This is a genomic window from Desulfobacter sp. (assembly GCA_028768525.1).
In the GTDB taxonomy this organism is placed as follows: Bacteria; Desulfobacterota; Desulfobacteria; order Desulfobacterales; family Desulfobacteraceae; genus Desulfobacter.
The window spans coordinates 531,333-557,205 of the sequence record CP054837.1 but is presented as its reverse complement, the minus strand read 5'-3'; the positions used below and the strand labels follow the sequence as shown (position 1 = coordinate 557,205).

At 49.1% G+C, this 25,873-nt stretch carries 26 protein-coding genes, 2 tRNA genes and 1 pseudogene; 19 read left to right on the top strand and 10 right to left on the bottom strand.

Annotated features, from left to right (window positions below; all coding sequences use genetic code 11):
- Window positions 1-5: 5 nt before the first annotated feature.
- Entirely contained in the window at window positions 6-2,099 is a 2,094-nt protein-coding gene (locus tag HUN04_02370; protein ID WDP88644.1) for a tetratricopeptide repeat protein, read from the top strand.
- A 287-nt stretch (window positions 2,100-2,386) separates the two neighbouring features.
- Here HUN04_02370 and HUN04_02365 read toward each other — a convergent pair.
- From HUN04_02365 to HUN04_02330, 8 genes and pseudogenes are all read right to left on the bottom strand, one after another.
- Window positions 2,387-3,522: pseudogene (locus HUN04_02365) on the bottom strand (IS3 family transposase).
- Window positions 3,523-3,590: 68 nt separating this feature from the next.
- Window positions 3,591-7,322: a hypothetical protein gene (locus tag HUN04_02360; protein ID WDP88643.1), complete on the bottom strand. Its 3,732-nt coding sequence runs from the start codon at window positions 7,320-7,322 to the stop codon at window positions 3,591-3,593.
- Complete coding sequence (locus HUN04_02355; GenBank protein WDP88642.1) at window positions 7,315-7,653, bottom strand: hypothetical protein; 339 nt, start codon at window positions 7,651-7,653, stop codon at window positions 7,315-7,317. Before HUN04_02355 ends, HUN04_02360 begins: the two co-directional genes overlap by 8 nt.
- 43 nt (window positions 7,654-7,696) lie before the next feature.
- The gene (locus HUN04_02350) at window positions 7,697-8,287 is read right to left on the bottom strand and encodes a thioredoxin fold domain-containing protein (protein WDP88641.1); all 591 of its coding nucleotides are present in this window, start codon (window positions 8,285-8,287) and stop codon (window positions 7,697-7,699) included.
- A 139-nt stretch (window positions 8,288-8,426) separates the two neighbouring features.
- On the bottom strand, window positions 8,427-8,987 hold the full coding sequence (locus HUN04_02345) for a pilus assembly PilX N-terminal domain-containing protein (GenBank protein ID WDP88640.1): 561 nt from the start codon (window positions 8,985-8,987) through the stop codon (window positions 8,427-8,429).
- A gap of 8 nt (window positions 8,988-8,995) precedes the next feature.
- Window positions 8,996-9,397: a prepilin-type N-terminal cleavage/methylation domain-containing protein gene (locus HUN04_02340; GenBank protein WDP88639.1), complete on the bottom strand. Its 402-nt coding sequence runs from the start codon at window positions 9,395-9,397 to the stop codon at window positions 8,996-8,998.
- 2 nt (window positions 9,398-9,399) lie between these two features.
- Window positions 9,400-10,017, bottom strand: a complete 618-nt coding sequence (locus tag HUN04_02335) for a prepilin-type N-terminal cleavage/methylation domain-containing protein (protein WDP88638.1) — start codon at window positions 10,015-10,017, stop codon at window positions 9,400-9,402.
- 6 nt (window positions 10,018-10,023) lie between these two features.
- A complete protein-coding gene (locus tag HUN04_02330) occupies window positions 10,024-10,509 on the bottom strand; it encodes a type II transport protein (protein ID WDP93133.1) in 486 nt (161 codons plus the stop codon).
- A gap of 458 nt (window positions 10,510-10,967) precedes the next feature.
- On the opposite strand from HUN04_02330, the gene HUN04_02325 reads away from it, so the two are divergent.
- The 17 genes from HUN04_02325 (at window position 10,968) to HUN04_02245 (ending at window position 23,484) form a co-directional block, all read left to right on the top strand.
- Window positions 10,968-11,426: a DUF4124 domain-containing protein gene (locus HUN04_02325; protein WDP88637.1), complete on the top strand. Its 459-nt coding sequence runs from the start codon at window positions 10,968-10,970 to the stop codon at window positions 11,424-11,426.
- Window positions 11,427-11,503: 77 nt separating this feature from the next.
- Window positions 11,504-12,019, top strand: a complete 516-nt coding sequence (locus tag HUN04_02320; GenBank protein WDP88636.1) for a hypothetical protein — start codon at window positions 11,504-11,506, stop codon at window positions 12,017-12,019.
- Complete coding sequence (coaBC, locus tag HUN04_02315; protein ID WDP88635.1) at window positions 12,019-13,218, top strand: bifunctional phosphopantothenoylcysteine decarboxylase/phosphopantothenate--cysteine ligase CoaBC; 1,200 nt, start codon at window positions 12,019-12,021, stop codon at window positions 13,216-13,218. The genes HUN04_02320 and coaBC overlap by 1 nt, the downstream gene beginning before the upstream one ends.
- Before the next feature lie 5 nt (window positions 13,219-13,223).
- Complete coding sequence (locus HUN04_02310; protein ID WDP88634.1) at window positions 13,224-13,802, top strand: uracil-DNA glycosylase; 579 nt, start codon at window positions 13,224-13,226, stop codon at window positions 13,800-13,802.
- Between the two features lie 2 nt (window positions 13,803-13,804).
- Complete coding sequence (locus tag HUN04_02305) at window positions 13,805-14,704, top strand: tyrosine recombinase XerC (GenBank protein ID WDP88633.1); 900 nt, start codon at window positions 13,805-13,807, stop codon at window positions 14,702-14,704.
- A gap of 51 nt (window positions 14,705-14,755) precedes the next feature.
- Entirely contained in the window at window positions 14,756-15,301 is a 546-nt protein-coding gene (gene hslV, locus HUN04_02300) for an ATP-dependent protease subunit HslV (GenBank protein WDP88632.1), read from the top strand.
- Complete coding sequence (gene hslU, locus HUN04_02295; protein ID WDP88631.1) at window positions 15,302-16,666, top strand: ATP-dependent protease ATPase subunit HslU; 1,365 nt, start codon at window positions 15,302-15,304, stop codon at window positions 16,664-16,666. It abuts the gene before it with no gap.
- A complete protein-coding gene (gene argB / locus HUN04_02290; GenBank protein ID WDP88630.1) occupies window positions 16,663-17,541 on the top strand; it encodes an acetylglutamate kinase in 879 nt (292 codons plus the stop codon). Before hslU ends, argB begins: the two co-directional genes overlap by 4 nt.
- Window positions 17,480-18,769, top strand: coding sequence for an aspartate aminotransferase family protein (locus HUN04_02285; protein WDP88629.1), 1,290 nt, complete (start codon window positions 17,480-17,482; stop codon window positions 18,767-18,769). The genes argB and HUN04_02285 overlap by 62 nt, the downstream gene beginning before the upstream one ends.
- Window positions 18,766-19,689, top strand: coding sequence for an ornithine carbamoyltransferase (gene argF / locus HUN04_02280; protein WDP88628.1), 924 nt, complete (start codon window positions 18,766-18,768; stop codon window positions 19,687-19,689). The genes HUN04_02285 and argF overlap by 4 nt, the downstream gene beginning before the upstream one ends.
- 24 nt (window positions 19,690-19,713) lie before the next feature.
- Window positions 19,714-21,093, top strand: a complete 1,380-nt coding sequence (gene argH / locus HUN04_02275) for an argininosuccinate lyase (protein ID WDP88627.1) — start codon at window positions 19,714-19,716, stop codon at window positions 21,091-21,093.
- A complete protein-coding gene (locus tag HUN04_02270; GenBank protein WDP88626.1) occupies window positions 21,093-21,530 on the top strand; it encodes a fibronectin type III domain-containing protein in 438 nt (145 codons plus the stop codon). The genes argH and HUN04_02270 overlap by 1 nt, the downstream gene beginning before the upstream one ends.
- Window positions 21,531-21,548: 18 nt before the next feature.
- Window positions 21,549-22,067 (top strand): 2-amino-4-hydroxy-6-hydroxymethyldihydropteridine diphosphokinase, encoded by a 519-nt coding sequence (gene folK, locus HUN04_02265; protein WDP88625.1) that lies wholly within the window; start codon window positions 21,549-21,551, stop codon window positions 22,065-22,067.
- Window positions 22,064-22,708 carry a fructose-6-phosphate aldolase gene (gene fsa / locus HUN04_02260; GenBank protein ID WDP88624.1) on the top strand — a complete coding sequence of 215 codons (645 nt, stop codon included), beginning with the start codon at window positions 22,064-22,066 and terminating at the stop codon, window positions 22,706-22,708. Before folK ends, fsa begins: the two co-directional genes overlap by 4 nt.
- Window position 22,709: 1 nt before the next feature.
- Window positions 22,710-23,276 (top strand): CDP-diacylglycerol--glycerol-3-phosphate 3-phosphatidyltransferase, encoded by a 567-nt coding sequence (gene pgsA, locus HUN04_02255; GenBank protein ID WDP88623.1) that lies wholly within the window; start codon window positions 22,710-22,712, stop codon window positions 23,274-23,276.
- Between the two features lie 53 nt (window positions 23,277-23,329).
- Window positions 23,330-23,404 (top strand) — tRNA-Gly (locus HUN04_02250).
- A gap of 5 nt (window positions 23,405-23,409) precedes the next feature.
- Window positions 23,410-23,484: transfer RNA gene (locus HUN04_02245), tRNA-Cys, on the top strand.
- Window positions 23,485-23,710: 226 nt separating this feature from the next.
- Here the strand turns inward: HUN04_02245 and HUN04_02240 are convergent.
- Together HUN04_02240 and HUN04_02235 are read right to left on the bottom strand one after the other, a co-directional pair.
- Complete coding sequence (locus HUN04_02240; GenBank protein ID WDP88622.1) at window positions 23,711-23,908, bottom strand: hypothetical protein; 198 nt, start codon at window positions 23,906-23,908, stop codon at window positions 23,711-23,713.
- Window positions 23,909-24,287: 379 nt separating this feature from the next.
- Entirely contained in the window at window positions 24,288-25,079 is a 792-nt protein-coding gene (locus HUN04_02235) for a GHKL domain-containing protein (GenBank protein ID WDP88621.1), read from the bottom strand.
- A 373-nt stretch (window positions 25,080-25,452) separates the two neighbouring features.
- Between HUN04_02235 and HUN04_02230 the strand changes: the two genes are divergently transcribed.
- On the top strand, window positions 25,453-25,869 hold the full coding sequence (locus HUN04_02230; GenBank protein ID WDP88620.1) for a YjbQ family protein: 417 nt from the start codon (window positions 25,453-25,455) through the stop codon (window positions 25,867-25,869).
- The last annotated feature ends 4 nt before the right edge of the window (window positions 25,870-25,873 follow it).

The following is a 25,873-nucleotide window of genomic DNA, read 5'->3' as shown; positions in this document are numbered from 1 at the left end:
CTGTCATGGATAATACAATAAAACAACAGAAATCCAAACTGCCTGGAGTCCTGCTGATTATCGTCGCCATTGTTCTAATTTACAGCAATAGTTTTGATGTCCCCTGGCACCTTGACGACTACGATAATATCCCGAAAAATCCGAGAATCACCATCTCTGACCTTTACCCTGCCACGCTGATTCAGACATTTTTTGCTTCATACGACAGCGGCGCTTATCGAGGCGAGCACTTTTACAGACCTGTAACCATGTTCAGTTTCGCCATGAACTGGTATTTCGGTAAAGGGAGTATATGGGGGTTTCATTTTATTAATCTTCTCATTCATATCTTATCGGGATTGCTGTTATTTTTTACAATTGATTTGCTGCTTCAGACCCCAAAATTCCATATTGAGAGAAAGACGCTTAGATACCAGACGGCGCTACTGGCGGCATTTTTGTGGGCCGTCCATCCCATCCATACCATGGCCGTGACCTATATCGTCCAGCGTATGGCCTCCATTGCTGGTATGTTCTACCTTTTGGGCCTATTCACGTATCTGAAACTGAGGCTTGTGTCGTCCTCAAAAAAAAAGGTGATGTTTGGTATCGGGTATCTGATCTCATTCATACTCGCTTATGGCTCAAAAGAAAATGCAATACTGCTTCCCGCAGCAACCTTGATGGTTGAGTTCATTTTTTTCCAAAAGATAACCGCGCGATCATTATTTAAGCCTAAAATAGTAGTCTCCATCTTTATATTATTAGTATTTTTTATCGTCATGGTTTTGATCTATACGGGCGGCGATATACAAGTTCTAATGGAGAACTATTCAAATCGAAGATATACCCCCATTGAGCGGTTGATGACCGAGTCCAGAATTCTCTGCCTCTACCTTTATCAGTTGGTCTATCCAGTTGCATCACAATTTTCAATTGAGCATGACATTACCATATCCCGATCTTTGATTTCCCCTTGGACAACATCCTTAGCTATATTCTTCATTTTGTCATTATTAGGCGTTTCCCTTAACTCTTTAAAAAAAAGGCCCGCATTTAGTTTCACTATTCTGTTTTTCTTTTTGAATCATCTGGTTGAATCGACGTTCCTTGATCTTGAACTGATTTTTGAACATCGGAATTATATACCTTCCATGTTTTTTTTCTTTCCATTGTCCATATGGTTTGTCAATTTTATTTCTCGGCATAAGAACAAGAATACAAGTAAACTAATCATTGTTGTGATATGCGGCGGCGTTTCTGTTGTATTAATGGTTGTCAGCATGGGGACCTATATCAGGAATATCGACTGGAAAACTAAAATAGGCCTTTGGGAAAGCGCTATTGGAAAAGCACCCAACAGAGCCCGGCCTTTTCAAAACCTGGCCGTATTCCAGTATCAGGAAAAGGGCGACTGGGATAAGGCCATTGATTATCATAAGAAATCTTTAGAGTTACAAAACAGCAGGCCCCTATACACAAAAATGGTGGCTTATGACAATTTAAGGCAATGTTATCTAAAAAAAGGTGAGATTGATACGGCTGTCAAATATGGCATGATGGCGGTTACATCTTATGCTTCTAATGCAGCAATTAATAATTATTTAGAGACATTGGTTCTGGCAAATGAGTTGGAAAAAGCCGGGCAAGTACTAAAACGTAATCAAGAAAAGAGCCGTGATATAGACTTGAAAAGAATGAACCTGCGGACATTGATATATTTGAAGAACAGAAGAAAAGAAAAGGCGCAATCAAGTGCATTGGACGCGATTCAGAAAAACCCGTTCAGCCCGGTTGCCATGACATTTTTCGGTTACGCAAATCTGTTGAGCAATAACTATGGTAAAGCCGATCATTTTTTAAACAAAGCAATCCAGCACGGTAACGATAACCAGGTATATTTGCACCTATCCTTAATTCAAAACAGCCTGAACCAGGGAAATGTTACAAAAAGTAAAGCGTACACAGAGCAAATGATTGAAAGATTTCCCATCACCACGGTTTTGGATTTGCTAGAAAAAACTGAAAACGAGCCTTACCCTATACTGCCCTTTTCATTTAGCCAGATTAGAACTGCCATTGAACTGGAATTAAAAAATATTAATTCTGAAGCGGGCTAATGATATAAGGTTCATGTTATAATCGAGCCTCCGTGCCTTTCTCCAATGGCATTAAAAAAAGCTGAAGGAGCGGGGTAATTCCCTGCTCCTTCGTTTTCTAAGGCTAAATTCTTGTTTATATAAAATCGTACATCTGTAAAACTGCGCTGGACCCCAGAGTATGAACAACCAGGGTGCTTGAATAAGCTCTGATTCTTTAAAAAAAAGAATAATAAAATCGAAAGGCCTCCATGGGTGGCTGGTTTTTATGCGCCCGGAGGGCGTGTAAAAAACAGTCAGCAGCAATTTCATGCTACCGCCTTTCTCTCTTGGTTATTATAGTAAATTTCATCTGGTGTCCAGTTGTCCAGCGACTGATGAAAGCGTTCCAGGTTGTAGTACTCAAACCATTGCGCCAGTCCCTGACGGAGCTTCAAGCCCCCTTCAAACGCCCTTAAATACAAGTAGTGATACTTCAGAGTCCACCATAGCCGTTCAATGAAAATATTATCACGAAAACGTCCACGGCCATCCATGCTGATCCGGATGCCATTCTCCTTCAAGACCCCAGTGAAGGCCTCACTGGTGAACTGGCTGCCCTGGTCAGTATTAAATATTTCAGGATAGCCATATTGGTGTATTGCATCTTCAAGAGCATCAATACAGGATGCTGTTTCAAGGGTGTTGGAAAGTCGCCAAGACAATACTTTCCGGATATACCAATCCATAATTGCCACAAGATACATAAACCCTTTGGCAAGAGGAATGTATGTGATATCCGCACACCAAACCTGATTGGGACGGGTTATTGTCAGTTTACGAAGTAAATAGGGATAAACCTTGTGTCCTGGGTGCTTCTTACTCGTTTGCGCATTTGGATATATGGCCCGTAGTCCCATTAGCCTCATCAGTCTCTGGACACGCTTACGATTCATTTTATAGCCCAACCTTTGAAGAAAAGTACGCATTGATCGACTTCCATAATTCGGGGTTTTTAAATATTGTTCATCAATCAGTCTCATCTGCTCAAGATCCAGACTACGAACCGTTTTGGGACGGTAATATACCGAGGTCCGGCTTACCTTAAGCAACTTACATTGTTGAATAATACTGATTCTGGGATTATTGGAATCGACCATCTTTTTACGTTCCGGCCTGCTTAAAAGTTGAGCTTTTTCGACAAAAAATCGTTTTCCACCTTTAATTTGCCGATTTGCCGGTAAAGCTCATCTACTTTGGTATCCATATGCTTTTTTTGGTTTCGTTTTTTATCAAACACATCTGCGGCGCCGTTGAGTAGATCCCGTTTCCAAGTATTGATCATTGTCGGTTGAATCTCATACCGTTTTGCCAGTTCTGCTACTGTTTGATCATTTTTCAGTGCAGCCAACGCAACTTTTGCTTTGAATTCAGGCGAATACTGTTTCCGTTTTCTGGTGGTCATTGCCAACTCCTTTCATGTTAGTGAATCAGAGCTTAGCATATTGTTCGGATTCTGGGGACCACCGCAAACTACCACTGTTTCCAGTACAAAATTGTCCCGATCATGGATCCCGGCGGGAAGGTGGGCAGGCCGCCCTGTTCGGCCGGGACGCCTTCCTGCCATTTGGTTGTTCTGCCGCTGTCTTCGCTGAATTCAGTGTCTTTATGCTGCTGGATGTCACCTCCGGAAAGCTGGACCAGGTATTTAAACTGGATTTTTTGATCAACGACATATTTGGTCGGGTCGGTGCAGAGCTGGCTGGTGATGCCCATGCCGGAGGCGCAGTTTACCGCCCATGACCGGGAGCGGCCGCCGCATTCGCAGACCACATCCGTGGGTTGGGCCGTATCAAAAAAGACGATATTGTGTTCTGTGGTGGTGGGATCGGAATAGCATCTTTCCCGCAGATAATTGCCGCCGGCTTCCAGCAATGGGATATGCCAGGCCGCCTGGTTGGGGTTGGTGTTTATTTTATCCAGGGTTTCGCAGGTCAGGGCGCTGGCGTTGTTGCTGCTGTTAACACTGGAGCCGCCTTTGATGACGGTGTTGTCAGCCGCATAGTTGAATGGGACGCCGTAAAGATAGTTAATATCTCCAAGAGAATCCTGGGTGGCATCGTTGGATACAAAGTAACGGCCAGTGCCGATATATAGAAATGGGAAACTGAGCTGGTCGGGAAAACAGTCCATTGCCCGGATGGGAGCCGTAATGGGGCTTGAATTAAATGTGAGGTAGGTTTTGTCGTAATCCCAGTTTGTGGGCTTCTCGGAACCCGTCCAGATTTTTATGACCCCTCCTGTCATTTTATTGTAAGCCCCGTCAGCGTTTCCTGTATATCCTAAAAATATAAAATCTGTTTGGCCGTCGTTATTAACATCAAGGCCGTTGGTGAAGAGTCGTCCGCCAAAAGCGTTGTTGATGCCAAGTTCGTTGGATTTGTCCCCGTATACATCTAACTCTGCACCTGTGAACAGGTCCACTGTGAATATTTGAAGATCTTGGCTGGATGTGCCTTCATAGCTGGTGGGGCCGGAGGCAAACGTGATGAAGTAGTGCCAGTTGTTTTTGGCATCTTTTCTTTTGATGAATGCCGGGCCTGAAAAGGTGAACCCCATGCCGTCGGGGGCATACCGCCATAGGTACTTGGGATTCAGGGGATCTGTGATGTCAAGGGCGTAATAGGCGGATCGACCGACTGTGCTAGGGACGTCAGAGGGCGGATTGACGGCATCTGTGGACGTGCTGTCCGTGGCTCCGCCAAAGCGCATGCCACCGATAAGAATGATTTGGGAACCAATGTTTACGATAAATGGCTTGAGGTCCACCGCATACATATGGTCATAGTCCGGATCTGCCATATACCTCAGATAGGGCATGGCATCCTTGGGGACAAAGGCCCATTCTTCCTTACCTATTTTATCTGTGGAGCAGGGGGAGGGCGTTGCCGAATTGTCATTACAGAGCTGGGCCGGGTTGAGGGGCTTGCCGAGGTTTTTTATGAACCCCATTCGGAATGCGTGTAGCATGCCGCCGTTGCTTCCCACATATACCATGGAATAGTCTTTATATTCCACAATGGTCGGGGTGGAGTAGATGATATCACCTATTTTCCAGACGTTTTCCTGGGTCGTGGAACTGCTGGTGACCCGGGGGCGGCAGTTGGTGATTTCTTCTCCGCGGGTGTAGTCAATTAAATTTCCGTATTGGGGTGTTCCAGAACTGACGAGGCAGGAAGGATAATCAGAGGCGGAACTGCCCAACAGGGAATCAAACTGCCCTGCATTGGCGGAGGTGAATTCAATGAAATTGTCGTTTTCATCCACCCCGTAAATTGTCCTGTTAGACGGCTCTCTTTCCATGAGCTGTTCACCGCAGTCAAAGAGGTTGGACATTGCCTCAATGCCGTCATATGCTTTGTCGACAGTGGTATCAAGCTTGGTTCCGTATTTATTGGAATCATAGGCATTGATGGTCAGGTCCTTATTGTTGATAATATATTCGAGTATCCTGTCGCCGCCTTTCTCGGTGCCCGGGGTTACGACATCCAAGGAGAATCTGTTGACGTAATCCTCCCGGATATTCTGCACCAACACGGAGGTGCCGGAAGCGTCGGGAATGTATCCGTTCAGATACCACTCTCCGAATACATCACCGATCCAGACAACCGTTTTATTGTCGTCAAACTCTTTATCCGGATAGAATGCGGCCTGGGCCACTACATTGCCTGCCGAGACCCTTGACGTCAGGGCCGTGACCGCCGTACCTGAAGATGTGCCCACCCTCATGCTTTCAAAAATGTCGGACAGAGCCGTTGCCATGGCCTGGCCGTTATCAGCATAGTAGAATGTGTCTGGGGAACCGTTTTTATCTTTGGAATCCCACTCTTCACAGGCTGCATTATAGGTGCCCCCACTGGTACAATTGGTCCGGGGGAAAACATTTGTTTTGCTGTCGGTTCCTTCTGTGAGGGTGTAGGGGGTCCCGTCCGTACCGCCGCTGACGTCCTGGTAGCCGCCGAATGCAGCAATGGTTTTCATTGCCTGTTCGCCGCTGACATCCGATGAAAATGCAAACAGGGAATAGACATCAGCATTCTGATCTCCAGGGAATTTGTCATTTTTACCGCTGGGATCGGTCTTGGTCCTTAAATCGTCGATGTGAAGGTTGTGGGCCCAGGTATCCGGATCCGTTGAGCCGTTCCACTCCCCATCGGAAATCAGGACCACAAAGTTTTTTCTGCACCAGGAGGGCTCCACGGTACCGTCTGGTTTTTCCTGATAAAGGGGGTCGATTTTTGTATCAATGGAAATATAACTGCTGTTGTAGGATTGGGCGCTGCTGCTCTGGGTGAGGTAGTAATAAGCCTCTTTCAAGGCGTCGCCTGTATGGGTGCCCGAATAGGGGATGGTGCCCTCAATGGCAGTAATCAAGGCAGAGATATCGTTTTGATGGACGCCGTATTTAATTCTCCCCTCCGACGCCGTTGAATTGGAGGAATCGGCATAGGGGATAAAAGCAAACCTTACTTTGGAGAAATTTTCCTGGATGATTCCTGTTCGGTCTGCCGCGTCAATTTTAACCCTTGCATACCTGTCGCTGAATGTGCCGATGGTGGAACTGCCGCCAACATCTTCAACGGAGATCAGGACATCTTTTGTCAGGTAAGAACCGCTATCATATGATTCCGGGCGAACATAACAGTTTGCATTCAGGTTGTCTACTTCAACCCAACGTCTAGCACCCTGTGACCTGAGGATACAATACGTTTCGGTGGCAGGGCACTCGGCTTTGCCGCCGATAAGGTTTTTCAACACCGCATCTACCCTGGTGGTGACAAGGAAATTTAGGAAATTTCCGGAAAGGCTGTTTTTGTCTCCAACCTGGGGGGAGACGAACGAGGTTCCCGTGTCTATTTCCCAGTATTTTTGTGTGCTGTTATAGGAATAGTATTTTGTCGAATCGAAATATCCGTAATAGGTTGTTGCGCTGTCATAGTTTGTGGTGATTTCTCCTTTATCGCCGTAATCTATGACCTGGGCACTGGAGTATCCATCAAAATCATTATTGTAATAAGCCTGTCCCTGCATACTCCCTGAAAAATCGGTAACCAGAAGCACATTGGGGATTATATCCATGCTGATAAAGGGCGGGAGATCTGCATAATCCGAGTTGGCTGCGAGGCAGGGGGGCGGCACCAAAGCTCCCAGGGCAATGATAGCCCAGGCAATGACGGCCAAAATCGGTTTTAATCTATCAGGCATCTTTTATCTCCTTTTTTTTGATGCGGATAAGCACCACATTCCCTCTTTTGGATAATACATAGACAACGTCTCCCCTTTTAATTGAAGTGGGGACGCCGATTGGTTTTATGATGCGCAGGCGGGTGTAGGTAATGGGCGGATGCCGGTAGAAAACGATGCTGTCTTTTGTTTTTTCAAGGTATTGGACCGGTCCCAGTATTGAATATCCGTCATTCTTATATTTTTGAAGCGTGATGGTGATGGGTGCTGCCGTATCATTGTTCGCGGCAAAAAGGCCTGCAGGGGCGAGCAGGCAGGCCAATAGTAAAAGACAGGAAAAGGCTTTCATCATAACATCGCTCCTTATTTCTTTCATTCTCTTGTTGGGTCCTAAATTATTTAGATAAAAACAGGTAAATATCATCGGGCATGCCGATATGTATGCGGCCCTGGGAGTTGACGATGTAGGGAACGTTTTGGATACCAAGCGCTTTGGCCACAAGAAGGTTGTATTCAATGCCGGGGACCGGTGCTTCATCTGTTTTTGTGCTTCCGAAGTCGTTATTTATAAATGCGTCCACGGCGCTGTCTGGATTTTTCTGGGCCAGCACAGCAAGTTTTTTTGATTTTTCCATGCTGGTCTCATGGAGAAGCGGGGTAATGGCGGCATGAACAAGAAAATTTCCTCGTATCAGCTTTGAGGCCTTTATCTTTCCGATCAGTTTGTGGCAGACACCGCAGTTCGGGTCTGAAAAAATGAAAACTTCCTTGGATCCGGTTCCCATGTCAAGGGTAAACATTTTATCAGCCGAGATGCCTAAATATTTGAAATTGACCTGATCAGATAACTTTTCCAAATCCACAACGCTTTTCAGGGTCTTTCCGTTCCATACGTCGACCAAGGCGCCCTGGAATACATACCGGCCGTCTTGGGAAATGAGATAGGTGAGTCCCTGCTTGGTCCTGATCAAATTCAGATGGGTCAACGGAAGGCGTTCCTTGCTTATGATATTCTTCGGTGGAACAAATTCAAAGGCCGGAGCCGGAGGAGGGCAAAATATCAATGCGGCCCATATTAGTGTTAATGCTGTGATCTGTTTGATTAAATCTGTCATCTGATGCCTTTTAATTATTGTTAAATCCGGCTTCGATGATAACATCTGCACCGTCTCTTTGGGATCTTACTATCACTACGGAATTGCCGTCGGTGCTGTTCAGATTGGTGTAAACGACAAATTGGGTATTGGGTTCTCCCGGAAGGCTTGCGGGGGTTATTTCGGGGACATTGCCCCAGTCTGCAATTACCTGGGAAACATTGATGGCATTTAGAACAGGCGTATTTACCGTATCCCAGGCCCCTTGGGCGTTAAGGTAATTATTGTTACGATTCCAAAGAGCTGTGATATTATTCACCCAGGTGTCGGCTGGTGTTGCCAATCCGTATACGATATAGCTTTTTGCATGATTGACTGCGGCATCGGCAAGGGCGACGTTTAGTTTTTGTATCCTGTAATTGCGGGTAATCTGGATATCTGTGGAAGATGTATTAATGCCGCTGACGCCGATAATCGTAATGAGCATGAGTATGATTACGGTGGTCAGGAGCACTGATCCGCTCTCGTTTGAGAGAATGGACTTTTGAATTTTATTTTTGTTCAGGGTTCTCTTGTTTTTTTTCCCCATCATATCCTCACTTATATGCTTTTCACCCATGGGAAATTTACCGTGTGGGTCAGACCATTGCTGTTCCAGGATACTGAAATGTCGATGGACAGGGTTCTGTCATTATTATCGGTAACAGTCCAGGACAGGGTATAGTCCCGTTCAAAGGTGTTGATAATAAGGGTATGATTGCCGACATCCAGCCTGGAATCATCAAGATTGGTCAGGTTGGAGAGTGTTTCTATATGGTCCATCGCAATGTCGGTGCCACGGGTCATCTGTCTGGACTGGGAATTGCCACTGGCAAAATGGGCCTGCATCATACTGATGGCCAGAAGCCCAACAGATAGGACGACGATGGCTATGAGGACCTCAAGAAGGGAAAATCCGGATTCTTTTCTGCCATTTAATAAATTTTTGTTTTTAAGCGCCATCGTTACATATTCCTTGGTCTGATGGTGTTGGAAAAACAATAGGTACGCCCGTCGTCATAGGCGCCCGTGATTGTGCCGCAAATACTGATGGAGACAACCCGGATATCTGCGAGGCGGCCGCTGGCCGTCGGGTCGGGGTCGATTGTTCCGTCGGCCAGGGTGTAGCTGAAGGTTACCGAACTAACCGTACCGTCTTCGGTCAACGACTGGGGGGGGGATGCCCCTCCGGGCCAGAAGTTAAACGTTCCTTTTGCACTATTATAGTAATAACTGACGTTGGTTTCACAGCCCCCGTCTCCATCATAATCATAGCGTATGGCGATGGAGTCCCCATCTGTATCCATGGTTTCAGTGCCATTGTCAACGAATCCTTCATCCGGGGCCGTTCCAGACGGGTCTAGGCCGGCCAGGCGAATATCTCTTGACATGATTTCCATGGCCGCTCTGAGGCTTTGCTGGGTGGCCGCTACTTTTTCCTGGATGGTATTGAGTTTGTTCGTTGATATGAAGAACTGAACCACGATGAGCAGAACGATGCTGGCAATGGCAATGGTGACGAGAATCTCGATTAGTGTGAATCCTTGAAAATTATGGAATTCTTTTTTCGTGTTCGATTTCATGGCTTATTATTCAATCTTTACCCTTCCGCCGGCGGCAAGTACAACTTTCAGTGAATAAGCTGCGTCGGTTGCACAGTCTATGGTTGCGCTGCCAGGCACTATGCCTGTATTCCCTATTTGTTCCGGCATCCCCCTGGAATTAAATTTAAAACCAGATCCTCCGGGAAATGTCTCGCTGGTCAATTGGGCCGGGGGATAGTCGCTGAAATTCAACTGGCTGAGGGTGAAATCTCCTGCATCATCGCAGTCGCCATCACTGTTTTTATCAACGCAGGTTAGGTAAGAGCCGGGATTTCCTCCGGCGGCAAGGGTAAGAAAAATAATGCAATTGGCGTTTTGTTTAATCGCTTCGAGTTTGGCTTTCTGGATATCCGCCCGCATTTGACGGGCGGCTGACTTGGTCCTGGACCTGTGTATCTGGGGCTGCAACTGTGTGATGGCGAGGACAGCGGCAAGTGCGGCAATGGCGATGACGACCATGATTTCGATCATGGTGAATCCGCCTTCGTCTTTTTGGGGACAAACTTTCAAAACCGGCTCCTGTTTTATTCGTTTTTACCTGTCTACCGTAAAAAACAGGTTTCTGCAACAATATCAAACAATAAGTTGGTTAAATTTAGTTAGTTTGTTTTTATTTCGTGTTTTTGCTGTTTTGCTTCTTAAGGGCTGCTCCGTTTTAAGCGTTCAATTATGGAGCAGCGAAGCGTGTATTATTCAATTTTCGTAGTGCATTACAGATTAATCATATGCATGATTCAGGCCATTGATTCTGCATACTCTGTTTCACGGTTAAAGCAAGCGATGCTTAGAGTTTGATTTTATACCCCGTTCAAGCTATTATCAACATCAAAAACATATTTACAAAAAATGGGGATGATAAAATGGTTCGATATTTTTTGATATTCACGTTGAGTGCAGTCGGTTTGTTTTTTTGTTTTCAAAATAATGGAATGGCCGAATATTACCGGTACACGGACAGTAACGGTGTGGTTCATTTTACCGACAATCTGAATGATATCCCCATTGATCAGCGAAAGAAAATGGAGAGCTTTGAGGGAGTAAAAGAAAAGGAGTCCATTGACGCCACCCAGGCGGAAGAGGCTGCGGGGGAAGAACAGGGGGCTTCAGGCGAAGCAGGCGATTCGTTGAATAAGAAAGTAAACAAACTCAATGAGCGGATTCGGGCGCTGAATGCCTGGAAACTAAAACTGAATAAAACATATGGCGAGTTGGATAAACGGCGGCAGGATCTTGCCAAGGCAAGGGAAAAGGCCATGAGCGCTGAGGAAATTAAGGTGGTTAATGAAAAGACAAAAGCATTTAACGAGGATATCTTCGCCTATGAGCAGGACCGGATAGCCTATGAAAAGGAACGAACCGCCGTTGGCAAAGACGCTTCTTCGGATTGATCTCTGAATTGACTTTTGGGAGCATTCGTTTTAGTTAAGAAAAATTGATTACGGCAAAAAGATTAATTGGAGGAAAAATGAAATCCCGTAACCGTTTAAAATCCGCTCTGGCCCTATGCATTGGGATTTTTACTTGCCTGTTTATTTCCGGTTGTATGTTCAACTCCGGAACCGCGTCCCCAGCAGGAAGTGCACCACCGCCGGAAGAAAAATCGGCAGAGGCTTCCCAGAAGCCCACTGCCATTTACCATGATTTTGAAGATGTCCTGGTGCCCGTGGAGATGAGAGTTGTCAAAGGCAGAACCATGATCGTATCCACGCCGGGGTTCCGGTCGGGCATCCTGACCCTGAAAGGGCGGGTGGAGTCAAATTCCCTGTACAATTTTTTCAGCAATAATATGGAAAAGGACAATTGGCAGGTTTTTTCCCGGATCAAATCACCCGAGACAACTATCATGGTTTACCAGAAAACCGCCAGGTGCGCCGTGATTACCATCCGCGACGAGCAGATTTACACCTATGTGGAAGTTTCCGTGGCGCCCCTGGTCAGCGGCAGTAACAGCATCCAAAAATCCGACAATCTGACATACTGATGAATTTAAAAAATAAGCATGTTCTTCTTGGGGTAACCGGGGGGATCGCCGCTTATAAAGCGGTTGAACTGCTCCGGCTGTTTAAAAAGGCCGGGGCCGATGTTACTGTGGCCATGACCGATGCGGCCCTGCATTTTGTGGGCAAAACAACTTTTGAGGTGTTGTCCGAGAATCCTGTGCTGTCGGATTTGTGGACGGATACCCAGTCTTCGGTGACCCATATTGATGTGGCGTCTCAATCGGATATTGCAGTGATCGCGCCGGCGACGGCCAACTGCATCGGCAAACTTGCCCACGGAATTGCCGACGACGCTCTGACTACGACCATGCTGGCCGTGACCTGTCCGGTGGTGATCTGCCCCTCCATGAACACGGACATGTACCAGAATATCCGGGTCCAGGAGAATCTGGATATTTTGGAAAAATCGGGAATGCATATCATTGATCCCGATTCCGGTGCTCTGGCCTGCAAGACCGTTGGCGCCGGGCGGTTGCCCGAACCCTGGTTTATTTTCGACAGGGCCTGCGCCCTGACGTACAAAAAAGACATGAAGGGCAAGCGACTCCTGGTTTCTGCCGGCCCCACCCAGGAGGCCATTGATCCGGTGCGGTACATCAGCAACCACTCATCCGGAAAAATGGGCTACGCCATTGCAGCCGCCGCAGAGAACAGAGGTGCCAAGGTCACCCTGGTGTCCGGGCCGGTGAATCTGGCGCCGCCGGTGGGCGTGGACTGCATTCCGGTGGAAAGCTGCGAGCAGATGGCTGACGCCATGTTTGATCATTTGCCGGATGCGGACATTATTATCAAGGTCGCTGCAGTGGCCGACTACCGGCCAGCATCCCCAAAGGACAGGAAAATAAAAAAGACAGAAGATTCCGACGCCATGACCCTGTATCTCACGGAGAACCCGGATATCCTCAAAACCATTGGCGAGCGTAAACTGCCTGGGCAGTTTTTGGTGGGATTTGCAGCTGAAACCAACGATCTTGAGGCCCATGCCCTGGCGAAGATGGGGAAAAAGAATCTGGACATGATTGCCGCTAACCTGGTGGGGGGGACGGACTCCGGGTTTAAATCAGACACCAATAAGGTTAAACTGTTTTTCCGTGACGGCCGGGTGCAGGATATTCCACTGATGGGCAAGGGGGATGTGGCCCATGCCCTGCTGGACGCCATTGTTCAGCAGGTGGGGTAAATTCCATGGAAAACAGGAAGCCATATCCCACGGACGGATTAAAAGCGGTTTTGACAGATACCCTGGAGGATCTGGCCCAATATCTTAAATTCCAGAATGATCTGGGCAATAGTGACGTCACCATTTCCCGGGAAGCCAGGGCCCTCATTGAAAAGTGGGGCACTCCGTCCTGGCGCTCATCCCATACCTTTTCTTTCCAGGGGCCCGAATCCGCCGCCCTTATGGTGGTGGACAGCGAGACCAGTTTTTTTGAGGGGGCTGCAGGGGGGCTTCTGGCTAAAATTCTGAAGGCCATGCACCTGGCCCCGGACCGGGTTTTCATCTGCAGCGCGTCGGATATCGGGGCAATCCGGACGCATTTGCGCCGCTACAGCCCCAAATGTATTCTCGGCCTCGGTGAAAAAGCGGGGCACAGACTGGTGTCTGGCCGGGATGCACTGGCAGACTTCCGAGGCAAGTTTTTCTCCTTTGAAAATATCCCGGTGATGGTTACCCATCACCCCGGTGAGCTTTTGAATAATCCGGGACTCAAACGCCATGTCTGGGATGATGTCCAGCAGGTCATGGCCAAGATCGGTGTATAATCGTGGTCGTGGATGATTTCATCACGACCTTGGCGGCGGAAAAAGGCTATTCTCCCCATACCCTGCGTGCCTACCGGTTCGATATCCTCGATTTTATCTCCTTTTTCTTGAACGCGGCACCTGACTGCGACGAGGCGGAACTTCAAGCCCGCTTCAAAACCAGGGCAAAGGATGTGGATAAATCCGCCCTGCGCAGATACCTGGCTGGGCTGGTTGGCCAGAAAAAGAGCAAACGAACCATGGCACGGCGCCTGTCCGCCCTGAAAACTTTTTTCGACCACCTGGTCAGGGCAGGAGTGGCACCACTGAATCCCGCAGAGACCATTCCATATCCCAAACTGGACAAGACGATCCCCAATTTCCTCAGCGTCGATGATGTATTCCGGTTTCTGGATACCATTAAAACCGATACCTGGATGGAAAAACGGAATCTGGCCATGTTTGAAACCTTTTACTCAACAGGCATGCGGGTCTCAGAAATCAACGGGTTGAACATCACAGACATTGACTTTGGCACCCAAATGATTAGAGTGTTCGGCAAAGGCGGTAAGGAGCGGATGGTGCCGGTCGGCAAGCGGGCACTGGATGCCATCGTGAACTACAGGGCGGTTTTAAAAGACGATTACCCCCCGGTATTTCTAAACAAGTGTTTCCAGCGCCTGGGGGCCAGGTCCATCAGGCGCATTCTGGATAAATTAATTTTGGAATGCGGGCTCGGTGTAAAGATATCTCCCCATGTGCTGCGGCATTCTTTTGCAACGCACATGCTGGATGCAGGAGCTGATTTAAGGGGGATTCAGGAAATCCTCGGGCATGCCAGTCTATCCACCACCCAGATTTACACCCATGTGAGCATGGACCGGCTTATGCAGGTTTATGACAGCGCTCATCCCAGACGTTAAAACAAGGGGCCAAGCGGGCAGGCCTTAAATGCCCGGGAGTTGATAGGATTTATGGACGAACTTATTTTTCACGGAACGACTATTTTAGCTGTCAGGCGGGACAATACCGTGGTGGTGGCCGGGGACGGCCAGGTCACTCTGGGCAATATCGTCACCAAGCACAAGGCCCGGAAGGTACGGCGGATTTATAAAGATAAAATCATCACCGGATTTGCCGGTGCCACGGCCGACGCCCTGACATTGTCGGAAAAGCTGGAACATAAACTGGAGCGCCACAACGGCAACCTGACACGGGCCTGTGTGGAACTGGCCCGTGACTGGCGTACGGACAAGTACCTGCGCCGCCTTGAGGCCATGATGATTGCTGCGGACAAGGAATATACCTATCTGCTTTCCGGCAACGGCGATGTGATTGAGCCCGATGACGGGGTGATCAGTATCGGTTCCGGCAGTGTGGCCGCCCAGGCCGCGGCGGTGGCCCTGAACGACAACACCGACCTTTCCCCCAGGCAGGTGGTGGAAAAAGCCATGGAGATTGCCGGTCATATCTGCATATATACCAACCATCACATTACCATTGAAGAGATTGAAGCCTAAATGAAAGATTTAAAGCCCCGTGAGATTGTAACCGAGCTGGACAAGTACATCATCGGCCAAAAGGACGCCAAAAAGTCCGTGGCCATTGCCCTGAGAAACCGGTGGCGGCGACGGCAGGTAGAGCCGGACCTCCAGGAGGAAATCGCCCCCAAGAATATTATTCTCATCGGCCCCACAGGCGTCGGGAAAACAGAAATTGCCCGCCGTTTGGCCAATCTTACCGATTCACCTTTTTACAAGGTGGAGGCCTCCAAATTTACCGAGGTGGGATATGTGGGCCGGGATGTGGAATCCATGATCCGGGATCTGGTGGAACTGACGGTGAACACGCTCAGAGGGCGGCAGCAGGAGGCGGTTCAGGAAAAGGCGGCCAGGATCGCCGAAGAACGGATTCTGGATATTTTGCTGCCCCCGGCTAAATCATCTGCCCCCGGTTTTGATTTTGCCTCCACGGAAAAAGGGGAAATCCAGGAAGCTCAGCCGTCTGCCGCCACCCGGGAGAAGCTGCGCAAGATGCTGAAAAACGGCAAGCTGGACGACCGGAAAATCGACATGGATGTGGCGGATAAGGCCTCTCCCATGGTTGAGATTTTTTCCAACACCGGCATGGAAGAGATGGGAATCAACCTCAAGGATATGCTGGGTAATTTCATGCCCAAGAACACCAAGCGCCGCAAGCTCAAGGTCAAGGAAGCCCTCAAGCTTGTGACCCAGGAAGAGGCAGCCCATTTAGTGGACATGGAACGGGTGAAAACCGACGCCATTACCCTGGTGGAACAGTCCGGCATTATTTTTATCGACGAGATCGATAAGATTGCGGGCAAGGAAAAAAGCCACGGACCCGAGGTTTCCAAAGAGGGTGTGCAGCGGGATCTTCTGCCCATTGTGGAAGGCTCGTCTGTGCCCACCAAATACGGCACGGTAAAAACCGATCATATCCTTTTTATCGCTTCCGGAGCCTTTCACCTGGCCAAGCCCTCTGACCTTATTCCGGAACTCCAGGGGCGGTTCCCCATCCGGGTGGAGCTGAACTCCCTTGGCTCCCACGAGTTCACCCGGATCCTGACGGAGCCCAAGAATGCACTTGTCCTCCAGTATATCGCCCTGCTGCGCACCGAGGGGGTGGACCTGAGTTTCACCCAGGATGCCGTTGAGAAAATTGCCGAAATTGCCGTTGAGGTAAATGAAAGTACGGAGAATATCGGTGCCCGGCGGCTGCACACCCTTATGGAAAAATTATTGGAAGAGATTCTGTTCCAGGCCCCGGACACCGACCTGAACCAGATCGTGGTGGATGCCGGATTTGTTGAGGAACAGCTCATGAATATTGTCAAAAACGAAGACCTAAGCAGGTATATATTATGAGCCAGACCGTTGCAGATATTTTAATTGAGGCACTGCCCTATATCCGCAGTTTTACAGATAAAACCGTGGTGATCAAGTACGGTGGCCACGCCATGGTGGATGAGCAGCTTAAGCAGGATTTCGCCAATGATATTATTTTGCTCAAAACCATCGGTATTAACCCGGTGGTGGTCCACGGCGGCGGCCCGCAGATCAATAAAGTGCTTGAGGCCATGGGTATCACATCAACCTTTATCCGTGGAATGCGGTATACCGACGACGCCACCATGGATGTGGTGGAAATGGTGTTGGGCGGAAAAGTAAACAAGGATATCGTGGCCCGGATCAACCGGGCCGGGGGCCGGGCCGTGGGGCTCACCGGCAAGGACGGGGGGCTGGTTCTGGCCGAGAAAATGAAAATTTATTTTCAGGAAGACGAATCCAAACCCCCGGAGATCATCGACCCTGGTATGGTGGGTGATGTCTCCCGGGTCAATCCCGAGATCATCCACACCCTCACGGCCCAGGGGTTTATTCCCATCATAGCGCCGGTGGGCATTGGTGCCCAGGGGGAAACCTACAATATAAACGCCGATGTGGTGGCCTCAAAGATTGCCGCTGCCCTGGGGGCCGAGCGGCTGATTCTGGTGACGGATGTGGACGGGGTACTGGCGCCTGACAAAAAACTGGTCTCCTCGGTCAATGATGTGGAAATCAAGGAAATGATTTCCGACGGGCGGATTTCCGGGGGCATGATTCCCAAGGTGGAATGCGCGCTGTCTGCCCTGACCTCCGGGGTGAAAAAATCCCATATAATTAACGGTAAAACCCCTCATGCCGTGCTCCTTGAACTGTTTACCGATTCGGGCATCGGCACCCAGGTGTTTACAGAATAATCAATTATTTATTAGTCGAAAAGGGGATAACGTGAGCATTCAGAATACCGACGATTATGTGTTTCAAACCTATCTCCGCCAGGGCCGCCCCTTTGTAAAAGGGCAGGGCACCACCTTGACGGACGACCAGGGCAAGGAGTTTACTGATTTTCTGGCCGGCATTGCCGTTTGCAACCTGGGCCATTGCCATCCGGCCGTAACCCGGGCCATTGAAAAACAAGCGGCAACCCTGGTCCATGTTTCCAACCTTTTTTACACCGAACCCCAGGCGGAACTGGCCAGGGCACTGGTGGAAAAATCTTTTGCCGACCGGGTTTTTTTCGCCAATTCCGGGGCGGAGGCCAATGAGGCCGCCATTAAGCTGGCCCGAAGGTATTTCCAGAGCAAGGGGGAAAAGAACCGCTACCGCATCATCACCATGACCCAGAGTTTCCACGGCCGGACAATGGCCACCCTGTCGGCCACGGGGCAGGATAAAATTAAAGATGGATTCCTCCCGCTGCTGGAAGGGTTTTCCCATGTACCTTTCAATGACATTGACGCCCTTGTCAACGAACTTGACGGCACGGTGTGTGCGGTGATGATGGAGCCCATACAGGGGGAGGGGGGGGTGATACCTGCCGATCCAGAGTACCTGAGACAGGTCCGGCAGCTTTGTGACGATACCGGCACCCTTTTGATCTTTGACGAGATTCAATGCGGCATGGGCAGGTGCGGCACTCTTTTCGCACATCAATCCTACGATGTTACCCCGGATATCATGACCCTGGCCAAGGCGCTTGCCAACGGTATCCCCATTGGCGCCATGCTGGCCACCTCCGATGCCGCCGAGGGGTTTGCCCTGGGCAGCCACGCCACCACTTTCGGCGGAACGCCCCTGGCCACGGCGGCCGCCCTGGAGGTGTTGAACCTGATCAGCGAGGAACGCTTTCTGGCTTCTGTACGGGAAAAAGGAGCGTACTTCAGGGAACAATTGGCGCAGTTAAAAGAAAAATACCCAAAGGTAAAAGCGGTTCGGGGCAAAGGCCTGCTGGTGGGGCTGGAACTGGATGTTGAAAAGGGCCGGGGCGCCGGTGACTTTGTATCCGGCTGTTTCAAAAAAGGCTTTATTATAAATGGAATTCAGGATAAAGTTCTTAGATTTGCACCACCGTTAATTCTGGAAAAAGATGAGATAGACAGGTTTGTCGCGGTGCTTGACGGCCTGCTTAAAGGGGAAGAAAAGTGAAGAAAGATTTATTATCCTTGCTGGATCTTGAACGGGAGGATTTCGAATACCTGTTCAAGCGGGCCATGAAACTGAAAGAACGCCATAAAAACGGAATATTTGACAATCTGCTGGCAGGAAAGACCCTGGGGCTTATTTTTGATAAAAAGTCAACCCGGACCCGGATCGCCTTTGAGACGGCCATGATTCAGATGGGGGGCCACCCCATTTATATGAGCACCCAGGACACCCAGATTTCCAGGAATGAACCGGCCAAAGACACGGCCCGTGTCCTTTCAAGGTATATTGACTGCCTGGCCATGCGGACCTTTGACCATGCCCTGGTGGAGGAGTTTGCCGAAAGTTCGACCATTCCTGTGATCAACGCTCTCACCGATTCCTTCCATCCCTGCCAGATCCTGTCGGACATCATGACCGTGATCGAGCACAAGAGGGGATACAAGGGGGTGAAGATTGCCTGGGTGGGGGACGGCAACAACGTGGCCAACTCCTGGGTGAATGCGGCCAGTGTTTTAGGCCTGGATCTGACCCTGGCCTGCCCGGAGGGTTTTGAAATCAAAAAAGAGATCATTGAGGCATCCGGTGCCGATACCATGGATAATATCGTTTTTACCAATGATCCCAAAGAAGCAGTGAAGAATGCCGATGTGGTCTATACCGATGTATGGGCAAGCATGGGCGAGGAAGATGAACTGGAAGGGCGCCTTGCCGCCTTTGACGGATTCCAGGTGAATGAAGATTTGCTTTCAAATGCCAAATCCGATGTGCTGGTGCTCCATTGTCTGCCCGCCCACCGGGGTGAAGAGATTGCCGAATCCGTACTGGAAGCCGAGGGCAGTGCTTTCTGGGACCAGGCTGAAAACAAGCGCCATATGCACAAGGCCATTCTGGAGCGCCTGATTTTAACTCCCAACGCTTAATTAAAACCAAGGGTAAGAATTATAATGAGTGAAAAACTTTGGGGCGGGCGGTTTTCCCAGTCAACCGATGAACTGGTAGAAAAATTCAATGCCTCCATTGATGTAGACAAAAGGCTTTACGCCAGTGACATCCAGGGCAGCATTGCCCATCTGAAGATGATGGCCCAGCAGGCCATGATTACCCGTGAGGAAGCTGATACGCTGGTCAAGGGGCTTGAAACGGTTCAGGCGAAGATGGACAATGGTGAGGTGGTGTTCACCGATACCCTTGAAGATATCCACATGCATGTGGAGTCCGCCCTTGGCGAGGTCTGCGGGGATACGGCCAAAAAACTTCACACCGGCAGGAGCCGAAACGACCAGGTGGCCCTGGACGTAAGGATTTATCTGAAAAAAGAAACCCGGGATCTCATCGGGATGCTTAAGGATTTCCAGGCGGCGCTGGTCAACCTGGCAGCGGCGCACAAAGAAACCGTGATGCCCGGGTATACCCACCTGCAGCGCGCCCAGCCCGTGGTTTTTGCCCATCATCTGCTGGCCTATTACGAGATGTTCAAGCGGGATGTCCAGCGGCTGGAGGACTCCCTGAAACGGGTGGATGTTATGCCCCTGGGGGCTGCCGCCCTGGCCGGGACCACATTTCCCATTGACCGGCAGTTCACCTGCGATGCATTGGGATTTGCCAAGGTATCGGATAACTCCATGGATTCCGTCTCGGACAGGGACTTCATCATGGAGTTCATCTCCCATGCATCCATCTGCATGATCCATCTTTCACGGCTATCCGAGGAACTGATTCTCTGGTCCTCTTCGGAATTTTCCTTTATCACCATCTCCGATGCCTTCACTACGGGGTCGTCCATCATGCCCCAGAAGAAGAATCCGGATGTGGCAGAACTGGTCCGGGGAAAAACCGGCCGGGTTGTGGGCAACCTGGTGGCCATCATGACCACCATGAAGTCCCTGCCCATGGCGTATAATAAAGATATGCAGGAAGACAAGGAGCCTCTGTTTGATACGGTGGACACCCTGAAAATCTGTCTGGATGTCTATACCCGGATGTTTGAAAATATTGAGGTGCATGCCCATAATATGCGTCGCGCCTGCAAACAGGGATTTTTAAATGCCACTGATTTTGCCGATTACCTGGTAAACCGGGGCATGCCCTTCCGTCAGGCCCATGCCGTGGCCGGGAAGGCTGTGGCCTATTCCATCAGCCGGGACAAAGAGCTGGAGGAACTGACTTTGGAGGAGATGGCCTCGTTTTCCGATTTGATTCAAGAAGATATTTATGAGTTCATTTCCCTGGACCAGATGGTGGCACGCAGAAATTCATACGGCGGCACCGGATTTGAAAATGTAGCCCGGGCCCTGGATGCTGCAAGAAAGGAGCTGAACCTGTAATGAAAACGCTATCCCATTTCATAGTACTGGCGGTGGCTGCCGCTTTCATGCTCACCGGCCTGGGGTTAGTGGCCGGCTGCGGTAAAAAAGGACCGCCCCTGCCGCCACTGAATGACGGGAATATCGTTAACCCGCCGGTCAGCCTGGCCTATACCCTTGATGGCAGGCGGTTGACCCTGACCTGGGAACATCATTTAGATCCGGTGAATGCCAAGATCCCCCCCGAGGGCTTTGAAGTTTTTGTGGCCACCAAAACGCCTGAAGGGTGCACGGGATGCCCATTTATCTTTAAATCCGCCGGTATGGTCCCCATGCCCGAAAAAGTATTTGTCTATGACCTTGAACCGGATCTGAATTATTATTTCAGGGTCCAGGCCGTGGGGAGCAAAGACCTGAGAAGCGAATTTTCCGCCACGATAAATATCGAGCGTGAATAGACCCTGATCGGATCTGCAATGGAGCCTTGGAAAACAGCTTTTTTAAGCATCGGATCGAATAAAGGTGATAAACGCGGCAACCTTGTCCTGGCCGTTGACGTATTGACAAAGGACGAAGGGATAAGGGTCGAAAGGGTGTCGGAATTTTACAAAACCGCTCCCCAGAACTATACGGACCAGGACTGGTTCGTCAACGCCGCTTTGAAAATAAAAACCCAGTATACCCCGGTTCAGCTTTTGGACCGGCTGAAGATGTTTGAAAGGGAAATGGATAGGGAGGGAAAGCCCTTCAGATTCGGGCCAAGAATAATTGACTTGGACATCATTGATTATGACGGCCAGATTATAAGGACAGAGCGCCTTGAACTTCCCCATCCCAGAATGCACGAACGGTGTTTCGTGCTGAAACCCTTGTGCGACATCGGTGCAAATCTGGTTCATCCCGTATTAAACCAGACCACGGATGAACTGTTAAAACAAATAGAAACAGATGAAAGCCAGGCGGTCATTGCCCTGGCCCAGGAGGAATTTTCGTGAAATTTTTTATTGATACAGCCAATATCGAACAGATTAAAGATGCCAACAACATGGGCATGGTTGACGGCGTCACCACCAACCCCTCCCTCATTGCCAGGGAAGAGGGCGAATTTAAAGATATTATTGCCCAGATCTGCGGCATTGTGGACGGCCCGGTATCCGCCGAGGTTATCAGCCTTGAATATGAAGGCATGGTTAAGGAAGCGCGGGAACTGGCACAGATTGCCGACAACATCTGCGTAAAAATCCCCATGACCGTAGAAGGGCTGAAAGCCGTTAAGACCCTGACTGCCGAAGGCATCAAAACCAACGTTACTCTTGTGTTTTCCGCCCTCCAGGCACTCATGGCAGCCAAAGCCGGCGCCACCTACGTATCTCCCTTTGTGGGCCGTCTCGATGACCTGGCCCAGGAAGGTATGGGGCTTATAGAAGAGATCGTCCAGATTTTTGCCAACTATGATTTTAATACCGAAATCATTGTGGCGTCTGTCAGAAGCCCGCTGCATGTTCTGGATTCCGCCATGCTTGGCGCGGATATTGCCACCATTCCCTACGGCGTACTCAATAAACTGGCCGGTCACCACATGACCGACAAGGGCATTGATGCGTTCATGGCCGACTGGAAAAAGAAAAACGGATAAGATGTTCCGTTTTGATAAAGTATTATCCACGGTCATGACGCCCAATTTCATGACCGTCTCCCGGATTGCTGCGGTACCCGTCATTGTCGGGTTGCTTATGTATGAGAGCCGGTGGACCACCTTTATTGCCGCCCTTTTGTTCTCCCTGGCATCCATTACCGATTATCTGGACGGATACCTGGCGCGGACAAAAGGGCTGGTCTCCAATCTGGGAAAACTTCTGGATCCCCTGGCCGATAAGCTCCTGGTGTCCTCCAGTCTGATCATGCTCAGCGAACTTGGATTTGTTCCGGGATGGATCACCTGCACTATTGTGGGCCGGGAACTGGCTGTAACGGGGCTTCGCTGTGTGCTTGTTGAACATCATCAGGATGTGGCTGCCTCCTGGCTGGGAAAATATAAAACCGGTTTCCAGATTGCCGCCATCATTCCCCTGACCCTCCATTACAGCTATTGGGGGGTTAATTTCAACGCCATAGGAGAGGTTTTTCTTTACGGAGCCCTTGTGTTCACCCTCTGGTCCGGGATTGATTACTTTATGAAAGCCAAAAAATTCCTGGTTTCATAATTTATTCATTGACAAGATAGGCCGATTCTTATATAAACACTTCTCGTTGCTGAGCGGGAATAACTCAGTGGTAGAGTGCGACCTTGCCAAGGTCGAAGTCGCGGGTTCAAATCCCGTTTCCCGCTCCACACAAGGCGGCTTGGCCAAGGGGTAAGGCAACGGCCTGCAAAGCCGTTATTCTCCGGTTCAAATCCGGAAGCCGCCTCCACTTGATACTAAAGGGTTTCAGAAGTTTTTCTGAGACCCTTTTTTATTTGGTGTAAAATCTATCCCCCACACTATCTCCCACAAAATTAATCGTTTTTTTTGAAGCGTTTATTTGGGGTACGGTAAGGGTTTATCGAATTGAAATGCACGTTCAATAAATTTGGTTCCCACAATTGGAGGTGTTCAGGTCGTGTCGCGACGCATATACGGTCGCCCGACTCCATGATCTACAATTCAACCACAGTTTTATGCTTGGGCCCAGCCCAAACACTGACACCGCCGCCTACAGCCACCCAGTCTACTCGGCGCTCTTTAAGCGACCTTCTTTCGCCTGATCGGCGCTCATATCCAATTTCATTCATCACCGCTGGATTATACCCGTTACGCCTGTCGATACCCTTTCTTCTGTCCATTGCTTTTCTCATAGGAACCTCCTTGGTTTCTGATTCTTATAATACCAACCTATTAGGTCAAAAGGAAAGAGTATAATGTGTCAAATTCCTACATTCATGTGCGCAGCGACAAAGCCTACTGCCTGGGGGCTGAATTAACCTATCGTGGTAGGCAGTCAGGTTCGCCAGGTGTCTTGAACCCTCGTTACCTCATCTATGAATAGTCCTTTCTGCTGTTTCTGTGGCCCGGAACCCCTTTTTTAATGTCCCAAAACTCTTTTCCCCCGAGCATCCCCCTCAAAACCGACTATTCTGCCTGAAAAAGGGTTGGCGGCTGGAAACCAACCGTACCCTGACGTATCCTGAAAAGGGGTTTGCCGCTCGCTTTCAGCCCGCTTTGCAGGCCATGGACTTATTCTATTTCTCCGGCAGCAGGTAGCCTGATAAAAATTGTCGTCCCGCGCCTCAATTCGCTTTCCACCGTTATGCTGCCCCCATGTCCTTTTATGATATTGTAAGCGATATTCATTCCCAGCCCGGTGCCTTCTCCCACCTCTTTGGTGGTGAAAAAGGGATCAAAAATTTTATTCTGATTTTCCTTGGGGATGCCACAGCCCGTGTCTGAAATTTCGATGAGCACATTCTGATCCTCCAGGGAGGTTTTTACCCGGATCTCCCCAGTTCTTTCTATGGCCTGGGATGCATTAATAATAATGTTTAAAAGGACCTGGCTGATTTGCTGTGGGATCGCCTTGATCAAGGGGATGTCCTCCAGGTGTGTATGAACCACGGCTTTGCGCTTCACCTCGTTTTTCACCACACTGAGCGTGGTTTTAATGGCATGGTTGATATCTAAGAGTTCTGCATCTTTTTTCCCAGGGTGGGCAAAATCTCGTAAATCAATAACGATTCTTTTTACCCTCTCCAGTCCCTCCTTACAATCTTTTAGCAGTCCATCAATATCCTCCATGAGAAAATCCAGGTCAATGGATTTGACCAGGCTCAATATTTCGTTTTTCAGGTGAAGCGCTTTCTTGGAAAGAGTTCCGCTGTCAATAGCATCTGTCAGCTTTTGTTCCAGAGCAATCAGACCTTTTAGGTCGGACAGATACCCCTCAAGGGAATTTAAATTGCTTGTTACATATCCCACCGGATTGTTTATCTCGTGGGCGACCCCCGCCGCCAACTGCCCGACAGAAGCCATCTTATCCGCATGTGTCAGCTGAATCACCATAAGTTTGTACAAATTTACATTAAATTTTATAATTTGTGACTGGCAATAGGAAATAATCAGGCTCGTTCATTTATGCGGCAGAATTCAGTGTTAAATTTTAATCCGGACATCACTTGGCCGCCTTAAATAACTAATTTGGAGGATGGGGGGCCTAACGGTGTGCTTGCCTATTGCCTCAACTTGTGTGATCCGCTATATTCCGGTCGAATGAGTCCAGTTTTTATTATTTGCATTGCCGATTTGGGTTGATTAAACCATTGGTGATATACTAATATCTGGACAAAATGAAACCCATACGGACAAATATAAAAGCGCGTTTTAAGATATATTCTAAGGACATTTCATGAAACATTTTCGGAAAGAACTCTGGTTTGACGTCCCCACGCGGCGGGCGTTTATTAATATCACCCCTGAAATTGAAGATTGCATCCGGGAAAGCGGTATCCAGAACGGACTTCTGCTGTGCAATGCCATGCATATCACGGCCTCTGTATTTATAAATGATGACGAGGCGGGCCTCCACCATGACTATGATCTCTGGTTGGAGAAACTGGCCCCCCACGAACCCGTGGCCCAGTACCGTCACAATGTGGGAGAGGATAATGCCGACGCCCATATGAAACGGCAGATCATGGGGCGGGAAGTGGTGGTGGCCGTTACCGACGGGTGCCTGGATTTCGGCACCTGGGAACAGATTTTTTACGGTGAGTTTGACGGCCGCCGCAGGAAACGGGTGCTGGTTAAAATCATCGGGGAGTAGGAAA